Annotated in this window: 7 protein-coding genes and 1 pseudogene; 5 read left to right on the top strand and 3 right to left on the bottom strand. The window is 72.0% G+C overall.

Features of this window, described 5'->3' with window-relative positions; all coding sequences use genetic code 11:
* Nucleotides 1–182: 182 nt before the first annotated feature.
* Nucleotides 183–506: pseudogene (locus ACZ7GZ_RS21575) on the top strand (short-chain dehydrogenase); the annotation flags it as partial.
* A gap of 66 nt (nt 507–572) precedes the next feature.
* On the opposite strand, the gene ACZ7GZ_RS21570 reads toward ACZ7GZ_RS21575, so the two are convergent.
* Nucleotides 573–1,475, bottom strand: coding sequence for a LysR family transcriptional regulator (locus tag ACZ7GZ_RS21570; RefSeq protein ID WP_471026404.1), 903 nt, complete (start codon nt 1,473–1,475; stop codon nt 573–575).
* Between the two features lie 70 nt (nt 1,476–1,545).
* On the opposite strand from ACZ7GZ_RS21570, the gene ACZ7GZ_RS21565 reads away from it, so the two are divergent.
* From ACZ7GZ_RS21565 to ACZ7GZ_RS21555, 3 genes are all read left to right on the top strand, one after another.
* On the top strand, nt 1,546–2,208 hold the full coding sequence (locus ACZ7GZ_RS21565; RefSeq protein ID WP_471026402.1) for a maleylpyruvate isomerase family mycothiol-dependent enzyme: 663 nt from the start codon (nt 1,546–1,548) through the stop codon (nt 2,206–2,208).
* Nucleotides 2,209–2,321: 113 nt separating this feature from the next.
* Nucleotides 2,322–3,017: a L,D-transpeptidase family protein gene (locus tag ACZ7GZ_RS21560; RefSeq protein ID WP_471026400.1), complete on the top strand. Its 696-nt coding sequence runs from the start codon at nt 2,322–2,324 to the stop codon at nt 3,015–3,017.
* A gap of 158 nt (nt 3,018–3,175) precedes the next feature.
* On the top strand, nt 3,176–3,361 hold the full coding sequence (locus ACZ7GZ_RS21555; RefSeq protein WP_471026398.1) for a hypothetical protein: 186 nt from the start codon (nt 3,176–3,178) through the stop codon (nt 3,359–3,361).
* Nucleotides 3,362–3,442: 81 nt separating this feature from the next.
* Here the strand turns inward: ACZ7GZ_RS21555 and ACZ7GZ_RS21550 are convergent, their stop codons facing one another.
* Complete coding sequence (locus ACZ7GZ_RS21550) at nt 3,443–4,825, bottom strand: S1 family peptidase (RefSeq protein ID WP_471026396.1); 1,383 nt, start codon at nt 4,823–4,825, stop codon at nt 3,443–3,445.
* A gap of 136 nt (nt 4,826–4,961) precedes the next feature.
* Nucleotides 4,962–5,792 carry an SAM-dependent methyltransferase gene (locus ACZ7GZ_RS21545; RefSeq protein ID WP_471026394.1) on the bottom strand — a complete coding sequence of 277 codons (831 nt, stop codon included), beginning with the start codon at nt 5,790–5,792 and terminating at the stop codon, nt 4,962–4,964.
* 147 nt (nt 5,793–5,939) lie between these two features.
* Between ACZ7GZ_RS21545 and ACZ7GZ_RS21540 the strand changes: the two genes are divergently transcribed.
* Nucleotides 5,940–7,118 carry a MalY/PatB family protein gene (locus ACZ7GZ_RS21540; RefSeq protein WP_471026392.1) on the top strand — a complete coding sequence of 393 codons (1,179 nt, stop codon included), beginning with the start codon at nt 5,940–5,942 and terminating at the stop codon, nt 7,116–7,118.
* The last annotated feature ends 40 nt before the right edge of the window (nt 7,119–7,158 follow it).

Genomic DNA, 7,158 nt, shown 5'->3' with positions numbered 1-7,158 from the left:
GATCATGCGAGGGCCGTCCGCCTGTCCGGCGAATCCCCAGGTGAGTGACGGTGTGCGACCCGTCGTTCGAGGCCAGAGGTTAAATAACAAGCTGAGAACGCGCCGGCAATCCCGACAGAGGATGTCCGGCTTTCCCGCGACCGTGGACGGCGACAGCAGCCGAAGCGCACGGGAGGCCGGACATGCCAGGACCGCTCAAGGACAAGGTGGCGCTGGTCGCGGGGGCGACCCGCGGCGCCGGACGCGGCATCGCCGTGCCGGCCGACCACCTGGACCCGGCCGCCGTACGCGCCGTGGTGGACCGCATCGACGGCGAACAGGGTCGCCTGGACGTCCTCGTCAACGACATCTGGGGCGGCGAGAAACTCTTCGAGTGGAACACCCCCGTCTGGGAGCACGACCTGGACAACGGACTCAGACTGCTCCGGCTCGCTGTCGAGACACACGCCGTCACCAGCCACTTCGCGCTGCCGCTCCTGCCGACGGCACTGCCGTTCCCCGGGGGCGCGGGGAACGGCACGCGCAACCACGCCGGACCCGCGCCCGGCAAGGATCAAAGACCCCTATGGCGCTCACCCGCCCCCGCCCATCCCCTTCCGCAGCCGCCCCAGAAGCTCTCGCGCCGCCGGCGCCATGGGTCCCTCCGAGCGCCACGCCAGGGCCACCCGACCGCGGGCGCGGGGATCGGCCAAGGGCAGGGTGGCGAGGCCCGGCCGGGGGCCGAGACCGGGCAGGACGGCGACCCCGAGGCCGCGAGCCGCCAGCCGGCGCAGCGCGTCCGGGGTCGCCGCCTCGACCGGGATGTGCGGCTGGAAGCCCGCCTCGGCGCACAGCCGGTCCAGAACCCCGCGCATCCCGGTTCCGCGCGGCAGACTGATCAGCCGGTGCCCGCGCAGGGCCGCCGGCGGAACGGCATCGGCGCCGTCGTACTCGACGAGCAGGGGGTGTCCGGGCACGGCCGCCGCGGCCAGCGGTTCGTCGATCACCACATGCAGATCGACGCCCGCCGGCGGTGCCTCCCCGGCGACACCGACCACGGCCAGGTCCAGCTCGCCCCGGCGCAGCGCGGCCAGCATCCGGTCCGAGGTGTCCTCGCTGAGGGTGACCTCCACCCGAGGATGCGCGTCATGGAAGTCCGCCAGCTGCCCGGCCACGTCGAAGGCGTGCGCGAGGGTGCCGGGGACGAGACCGACGGCGACCCGGCCGCGCAGCAGGCCGGTGTACTCCTCCACCGTCTGCCGCACCCCCTCGACGGCCGCGAGCGCGGCCCGCGCGTACGGCAGGACCGCCTCACCCACCTCCGTCGGCCGCACCGAGCGGCCCGAGCGGTCCAGCAGCGGCTGCCCCAACTCCCGCTCCAGCTGCCGTACCTGTGCGCTCAGCCCCGGCTGGGCCAGGTGCAACCGCTCGGCGGCCCGGGTGAAGCCGCCCTCCTCCACCACCGTCACGAAGTACCGCAGCTGCCTCAACTCCATAACCGATCATGCTAGATGCGAGACACACCATGTCTTGGACTTCTGGCCGTGCCGTCACCACCCTGGAGGCATGGGGAAAGAAGCACGCACCGCAGCACGCACCGCGGCGGACACCGCCACCACGGCGGCCGCCATCGCCGCCGAACGACGAGAACTGGCCGATCTCTTCGAGGCGTTGACGCCCGATCAGTGGGACGCGCCCAGCCTGTGCGCGGGCTGGCGGGTGCGCGAGGTCGTGGCACACATGTCGATGGGCTTCCGCCACCCGACCTCCCGGGTCCTGCTGGAACTGGTCAAGGCGCGCGGCAGCCTGCACCGCACGACCGACCGGCTCGCCCGCCGCGACGCGGCCGCCCACCCCGACGCCGAACTCGCCGCCTTCCTGCGCGTCCACGCCCACCACCCGTGGACGCCCCCGATAGGCGGCCTCACCTCGGCCCTCGGCCACGATGTCGTCCACGGCCTGGACGTCACCGTCGCCCTCGGCCTGGACCGCGACATCCCCGTGGACCGGCTGCGGATCCTCCTCGACGCGATCGACCCGCGCGCCTTCCGTGTCTTCGGCACCGACCTCACCGGCGTACGGTTGTGCGCGGACGACCTCGACTGGTCCTTCGGCTCGGGAACGCCCCTGTACGGCCGTGGCCAGGACCTGCTGCTGGTCGCCTACGGCCGCAGACTCCCCGCCGGGCGGCTGCGCGGTGACGAAGTTCACCGTTTCGTCACAGCCTGACCGGAACCACAACCCCCGCGCCCCCGCGCAGGTCTAGTAGTCCGGTATTGCGGGAATCGCGCAGGGAGGCACCCGGGGCAGGCCCTGGGCGACAAGGGGAGAAGAAGATGCGCATGGGGGATGTACGCAGACGAGGTGTCGTCGCGCTCGGCGTCACGGGACTGATGGCACCGCTCACGCTGGCCCTCACCGCGGCACCGGCCCAGGCCGCGAGCTGCACCACGCAGGCGGGGCCGTACCAGAAGCAGGTGGAGAGGTTCCTCGGCCGGCCGGTCGACGGCAAGCAGTCCGCCGCCGACTGCACGGCCATCCAGGCCTTCCAGAACAGGCACGGCATCACGCCCGCCGTCGGCTACGCCGGACCGGTCACCTGGGGCGTGATGGACCTCATGAACAAGCAGAAGGCCGTCGGTAACAACCCCAACAAGGACGGCGCGTGCCCGGTGAACAAGGGCCGCGTCGCCTGCGTGAACCTCACGCTCCAGCTCAGCTGGATCCAGGACGGCAAGAAGCTCGTCCACGGTCCCGTTCCCGTGCGCACCGGCCGCAAGGGCTACACCACCCGCACCGGCCTGAAGAAGATCTACTGGCGGGACATCGACCACGTCTCGACCCTCTACAACGTGCCGATGCCCTACAGCCAGTTCTTCGACGGCGGCCAGGCCTTCCACTCGGTCAACCTGAGCATGTGGAACCCGCCGGGCTCGCACGGCTGCGTCAACATGACCACCAAGGACGCCAAGGCCTACTGGTCGCTGCTGAGGACGGGCGACGACGTCTTCGTCTACGGCCGCAAGCCGGGCACCTGAGCCGTTCCGTCACTTCTCGCTGGATGTGGCCGGGAACACGGGTGAGGGCCTGGTGTGAAGTCGTGTCCTGCTCTTGACACATTGACGTGATGAGTAACACGGTCCGGAATGTCCGCATCGAGTGTACTTACTCACAGCGCCTTCACGTTGATCAGCATATGCTTCACAGCATGTTCACCACTGTTGAAGCCGCCCCCGAGCGATCGGCCGCGGAGGTCAACGAGGAGATCAGGGCCCTGTGGCGCCGGTCGGGCGGGACACTGACCACCGAGCAGCGCGCGCAGTACCAGCGCCTCGTGATGGAGTGGGCCGCCGCGACCCCGAGGGCGCACCGGGCGGCCTGACCTCCCTCGCGCGGACCGCACCGCATTCGTCCAGGGCACCCGTGAGCGCACGGGTGCCCTTCGCGTAGCGCAGGGGTTTCCTCAGCCCCAGGTCGCCGAGTAGTACCGCCGATACGCCTTGCGGTCCTGCTCCGCCCGGATGTAGCGGGTGGCGACCAGCGCGATCAGACTGCCCGCGATCACCAGCAGCCCGGGACCGACGTTCCGGGTGTCCGTCAGCCGTGCCAGCAGCGTCTGCCCCGGCGTGCCCGTCACCGGCGCCGAGGAGCCGGGCGAGGCCGCGCTCGGTGCCACCGCGCCCTGTGCGGCCGAGGCGGACGGCGCGGGGGAGGAGCCCTGCCGGGCCGCGCCACCGGCGTTCTGCGCGGACACGATCAGCTTGACGTTCAGCGCCGCCATCGCCTTGGTCACCGGCTGGAAGAACGTCGTCCCGCCCGTCGTGCAGTCACCGCTGCCGCCCGAGGTGACACCGAGCGCGATCCCGTCGGAGAACAGCGGTCCGCCGCTGTCGCCGGGTTCGGCGCACACATTGGTCTCGATGAGTCCGGTGACCGTCCCCTCGGGATAGTTGACGGTCGCGTTCAGCGCCGTGACCGTCCCGTCATGCAGGCCGCTGGTGCTGCCGCTGCGGAACACCCGCTGCCCCACCGCCGCATCCGCGACGCCCGTGATCCGGACCCCGTTGCCGCCGCCGATCGCGACGACGTCGGCGCCGTCACCGGCCTTGCCGGAGGCGTACTGCACGAGGGAGAAGTCCGTGCCGGGGAAAGCGCTGCTCACCGTCCGGCCCAGCTGCTGGTTGCCCTGGTTGTCGGCGAACCAGGTGGATCCCGCGGGACCGCAGTGACCGGCCGTGAGAATGAAGTCGCTCTGCCCGTTGGTCACGTTGAACCCGGCCGAGCAGCGGCCACCGGTCGACAGGATCGGCTGGGCACCGTTCAGCCGTGTGGTGAACGTGCCCTTCATGCGCTCCATCCGCACGAAGCCGCCGATCCTCCCGGCGACGCGGCTCATCCGGGACCAGTCCCCGGCGGACACCGTGCTGTCCGCGCTCACCATGACCCGGTTGGTGCGGTAGTCCACCGCCCACGCGGTGCCCGCCACGCGTGGCGCCGCACGCAGCGCGGCCGTGGCCGACCTGAGCTCGTCCATGCTGTGCGACACGACCTTCGCCGCCGCGCCCGCGCTCCGTACCTCCCGCGCCGCCGCCTCGTCGGTGACCGCCACGACCGGCCGGCCGTCGGCGCCGATCCAGTTGCCCGCCGTCCGTGCCGTGCCGAGCCGCGCCACCAGCGTGGCGCCGGGGTCCGCGCCGCCGGTGGCCGAAGCGAACGGTCGGGTGGCGGCCGGAGGTGTCTCGCTCGCCATGGCCGCCTGGGTGACCATCGCGCCCCCCAGGAGGAGTCCGCCGACCGCCGTCAGGCGTGTCACCCGCCTGACGATCCGTCGTCGTGCGTGCCGCATGCAGGGCTCCCGAAGCCGAACGCGCGCTGCCGGTCGACGGCGGCGCGAGGCCCTCGGGTCGTCGAGGGCCCGCACCTCCATACGCGTCCGGCGGCCGGGGCGTTCACCGCCGGACGTGATCTGTGCTGTCCGGGCCTCAGTTCTTGCGGGCCACCCCGCCGAACATCGCGACCTCCTCCGGCTCGGCCCCGTGGTCGTGCTCGGGGCGCCAGCGCGAGCAGGACACGACGCCCGGCTCCAGCAGCTCGAGACCGTCGAAGAACCGGGCCACGTCCTCGGGGGTGCGCTGGGTCAGCTTCGGCGTGCCGTGCTCGTTCCAGAACCTCACCGCCTCGTCCACGTCCGGCATCGACGGGTGGGTGACGGTGTGCGACAGCACCAGGTGGCTGCCCGCCGGCAGCCGCTCGGTCAACTGCCGTACCAGACCGTACGGGTCCTCGTCGTCGCCGACGAAGATGACCACGCCGAGCAGCATCAGCGCCACCGGCTCGCTGAAGTCCAGTGTCCTCGCCGCGTGTTCGAGGATCGCGTCGACGTTGCGCAGGTCCTCGTCCAGATAGTCCGTACGGCCCTCCCGCGTGCTCGTCAGCAGGGCACGCGCGTGCGCGAGGACCAGCGGGTCGTTGTCGACGTACACGATCCGCGACTCGGGCGCGATGCGCTGGGCGACCTCGTGCGTGTTGTCGGCGGTGGGCAGCCCGGTGCCGATGTCCAGGAACTGCCGGATGCCGAGCTCACCGGCCAGATGGCGTACGGCCCGGCCGAGGAACAGCCGGTCGGCGCGCGCGTACTCCCCGATGCCCGGGTGCAGTTGCCGGATCTGGTCGCCGGCCGCGCGGTCGACGTCGTAGTTGTCCTTGCCACCGAGCCAGTAGTTCCAGATCCGGGCGGTGTGCGGCTGGCTGGTGTTGATACGGGCACGCAGCGACACGGCCACGTCGTCGGTGGCTGCCGGGTTGTCGGTCACGTGGGTCAGCTCCTGGATGCGGATGAGATGCCTGACGAGGGATACACACCGTGCAAGACGCAATCTAGACGCCCGAGTTGATCTCCGCCGCGCGTCCCCGGAACTGCGCCCGTGCCCCCTGCCCCCGCAGCCCCTATCGTGAGCCCCATGACCGGCATCCCGCACGACACCCCGGGCGAGGGCGACCCGCTGCGCGCCCTCGGCCTGGAGCAGCTGCGCCGTCGTACGAGCATGAAATGGCGCACCTACCCCGAGGATGTGCTGCCGCTGTGGGTGGCCGAGATGGACGTACCGCTCGCCGGGCCCGTGGTCCGCGCCGTGACCGACGCGCTCGCCCTCGGCGACACCGGGTACCCGGCCGGCACCGCCTACGCCGAGGCGCTGGCCGCGTTCGCCGCCGCACGCTGGAACTGGGACGGGATCGCCGTCGAGCGCACCGCGATCGTTCCGGACGTGATGCTCGGCGTCGTCGAGATGATCAAACTGGTCACCGGGCCCGGCGATCCGGTGATCGTCAACCCGCCGGTGTATCCGCCGTTCTTCCAGTTCGTCACCCACATGGACCGCCGGGTGGTGGAGGCCCCGCTCGGCGCCGACCTGCGTATCGACCCGGCCGCGCTGGAGGAGGCGTTCCGGCGGGCGACCGCCGGGTCCGGCCGCGCCGCCTTCCTGCTGTGCAGCCCGCACAACCCCACCGGCACCGTGCACACCGCCGCCGAACTGACGGCCGTCGCCGCCCTCGCCGACCGGTACGGCGTCCGGGTCGTCGCGGACGAGATCCACGCCCCGCTCGTCACCCCGGGCGTCCCCTTCGTGCCGTACCTGAGCGTTCCCGGAGCCGAGAACGGCCTGTCCCTGATGTCGGCCTCCAAGGGCTGGAACCTGGCCGGTCTCAAGGCCGCCGTCGCCCTCGCCGGACCGAAGGCCGCCGCCGACCTCGACCGGCTCCCCGAGGAGGTCGGCCACGGCCCCAGCCACGTCGGCGTCATCGCCCACACGGCCGCCCTGCGCGAGGGCACCGGCTGGCTGGACGCCCTGCTGGCCGGACTGCACGCCAACCGGGACCTGCTCGCCGCCCTGCTCGCCGAGCACCTGCCCGCGATCCGCCCGCAGCCCGCCGAGGCCACCTTTCTGGCCTGGCTCGACTGCCGCGCCCTCGGCCTCGGCGACGACCCCGCCCAGGTCTTCCTCGACCGCGGCCGGGTCGCCCTCAGCTCGGGCCTGCCCTTCGGCACCGGCGGCGCGGGGCACGTACGGCTGAACCTGGCCACCTCGCCGGAGATCCTCACCGAGGGCGTACGGCGCATGACGGCGGCCCTGACCTGACCGGGCCGGTCACGAAGGCGGCCGGCCTCCTAGACTGCCG

The sequence above is a fragment of the Streptomyces sp. NPDC037288 genome (assembly GCF_055603265.1).
The sequence above is the reverse complement of the archived record's forward strand: the minus strand, read 5'-3'. Positions and strand labels throughout refer to the sequence as shown.